Source organism: Salinicola salarius (assembly GCF_002179555.1).
GTDB lineage: Bacteria > Pseudomonadota > Gammaproteobacteria > Pseudomonadales > Halomonadaceae > Salinicola > Salinicola salarius_A.
The window spans coordinates 1-647 of the sequence record NZ_NHOU01000134.1; the positions used below are offsets into that span (position 1 = coordinate 1).

A 647-nucleotide genomic window follows, 5' to 3' on the forward strand; every position below is an offset into this window, starting at 1 on the left:
ATCAGCACCCTCGTGAATGAGGCGGGATCAGTCTTCTTCCCGCACGACCCACCCTTCGACGGTATCCGCACCGTGCTCGTCTTTCCAAGACTTAAGCACCTTGTGGTTCCCACCCCGGGTTTCGATGACCTCACCGGTGTTAGGGTTTTTGTAGATTTTGAGTTTTCTTTTCCGCCGACGACTCGCGGTCGAGACATTCGAAGCGTTGCTCGAATCGCTGGGCGAAAGCAGCTCGATAACATCCTTGGCCTTCTTGCCGTACTCATTCATCAGAGCTTCAAGCTTGGTTTTAAATTCGATCTCGCTTTGTAGGCGCTGGTCACTCTCCAATGCCTTGAGCTCTTCGGAGAGCTGCTTCAGGAGTTGCTCTTTCTTTGCGTATTCACTTAGCAATGACACAGATTAAATCTTCGCTTTTTAAGCTATGGTCAGCAGAACATTATAACGGCAAAGGCAGATTTTATCTGCAAGGTTGAAATTCCTTAAGTGGCTCAGGAAATTACTTCAAGGTTTCGGTTTACGGCTTCCGCCTGTTTTATTCGAACTTCGAGAAGTCCTTTTCGCGATTGGTTTGGAGATGGCCCTAGCCCCAGTGCAATCCGGATAGCGGGAGCAAGACCAGAAGGGGCCATTGCTGCTCTTGCGCT

At 49.8% G+C, this 647-nt stretch carries 1 protein-coding gene; it reads right to left on the reverse strand.

What is annotated here, in order from left to right:
* Window positions 1–27: 27 nt before the first annotated feature.
* Window positions 28–399: a histone-like nucleoid-structuring protein, MvaT/MvaU family gene (locus CCD76_RS19480; RefSeq protein ID WP_087721122.1), complete on the reverse strand. Its 372-nt coding sequence runs from the start codon at window positions 397–399 to the stop codon at window positions 28–30.
* Window positions 400–647: the final 248 nt, after the last annotated feature.